The organism is Limnospira sp. PMC 289.06, assembly GCF_032350395.1.
Lineage (GTDB): Bacteria > Cyanobacteriota > Cyanobacteriia > Cyanobacteriales > Microcoleaceae > Limnospira > Limnospira platensis.
The window spans coordinates 1-1125 of sequence record NZ_JARPLC010000342.1; the positions used below are offsets into that span (position 1 = coordinate 1).

Here is a 1125-nt window from a genome sequence, read left to right on the forward strand (position 1 = left end):
CGTCGGAGTCGGGGAGTTGGGTATGATCGGGAAGTGAGGTAATTCCCAGTTCTGATGATTGGGCGATGGTCATAGTTAATCGTTTTTCATCGCAGTTTATGGCAAATAGTATAGCATTTTGATAGGATTTGAGAAGGCGATCGCCTTGGTTCATGGTAGGCGCGATCGCTTATAATTTACTAAAAATCCCTAGGACTATTTGATTGAGAACCATGACATTTACACTCCCAGCCATTTATGAACAAGGAATGCTGCGACTCCTGCAGCCCGTCGATCTACCAGAAGGAACATCAGTTCAAGTAATCATTAGTGCTAATGACTCAACTCAGGAGAACAAAAATCCCGCCCATATTTTAGCTCAAATTGCCGCATTACCTTTAGAAGGCGATCGCGAAAATTTTTCTGGATGCGACCACGATCGCATTCTCTATTCCCATCAGAAATAAATCATGATATTCGTAGATACGAGTGCTTGGTTTGCTAGTGTCGTTCCTTCAGATCCCTATCATCAGGCGGTCAGTATGTGGATGCGTCAAAATACCGAGGCTTTTCTGACAACAGACTATATTGTTGATGAAACACTGACACTGTTAAGAGCCAGAAAATAAACGGCGCGATCGCTTGCTATGGGAAAAGCATTTTTTTCGGGTCAGCTTGGTAAACTCTACTTTCTCAGCGAAGCAGACATTCAGTTAACATGGCAACTTTTCAGGCAATTTTCAGATAAAGAGTGGAGTTTTACCGATTGTAGCAGCAAAGTCATTATCGAAAAATTAAACATCAGCAAAGCTCTCAGTTTAGACAATCATTTTCATCAGTTTGGCTCAATTATTGTCATTCCCTAAAAAGGAACTTATCAAACTTTTCTGTAAACAGGCGATCGCCTCTAGGCTTTTCTCAAAACCAGGTAGGTGCGATCGCCTCTATTTACAGTTATTTAAAGTTCCTCCGGGTTAATTCCCTGGGCGCGTAATAACTCCGCTAGTCTTTCCGCCCGTTGGCGTTCCTGCTGTAACTCTACTTCGGCTTGTTCCGCCCGCTGACGTTCATTTTCCGCCCGCTGACGTTCATTTTCCGCCCGCTGACGTTCAATTCTAGCCCGTTCATCCCCCGTTAATAGCAAAT

Annotated in this window: 3 protein-coding genes and 2 pseudogenes; 3 read left to right on the plus strand and 2 right to left on the minus strand. The window is 43.6% G+C overall.

Annotated features, from left to right (window positions below; all coding sequences use genetic code 11):
• Positions 1 to 154: pseudogene (locus tag P5674_RS25020) on the minus strand (Uma2 family endonuclease); the annotation flags it as partial.
• Between the two features lie 58 nt (positions 155 to 212).
• Here P5674_RS25020 and P5674_RS25025 point away from each other — a divergent pair.
• From P5674_RS25025 to P5674_RS25035, 3 genes are read left to right on the plus strand one after another with little or no spacing between them, the layout of a single operon-like run.
• Positions 213 to 446, plus strand: a complete 234-nt coding sequence (locus P5674_RS25025) for an antitoxin family protein (RefSeq protein ID WP_006615832.1) — start codon at positions 213 to 215, stop codon at positions 444 to 446.
• Positions 447 to 449: 3 nt separating this feature from the next.
• Positions 450 to 608, plus strand: coding sequence for a hypothetical protein (locus P5674_RS25030; protein ID WP_014276558.1), 159 nt, complete (start codon positions 450 to 452; stop codon positions 606 to 608).
• A gap of 18 nt (positions 609 to 626) precedes the next feature.
• Complete coding sequence (locus tag P5674_RS25035) at positions 627 to 845, plus strand: type II toxin-antitoxin system VapC family toxin (RefSeq protein ID WP_006615831.1); 219 nt, start codon at positions 627 to 629, stop codon at positions 843 to 845.
• 92 nt (positions 846 to 937) lie between these two features.
• Here the strand turns inward: P5674_RS25035 and P5674_RS25040 are convergent.
• A pseudogene (locus P5674_RS25040) lies at positions 938 to 1125 on the minus strand (Uma2 family endonuclease); the annotation flags it as partial.

Coding starts and splice junctions, on each gene's coding strand:
- P5674_RS25025 (WP_006615832.1), top strand. CDS start 213: ATGACATTTACACTCCCAGCCATTTATGAACAAGGAATGCTGCGACTC.
- P5674_RS25030 (WP_014276558.1), top strand. CDS start 450: ATGATATTCGTAGATACGAGTGCTTGGTTTGCTAGTGTCGTTCCTTCA.
- P5674_RS25035 (WP_006615831.1), top strand. CDS start 627: ATGGGAAAAGCATTTTTTTCGGGTCAGCTTGGTAAACTCTACTTTCTC.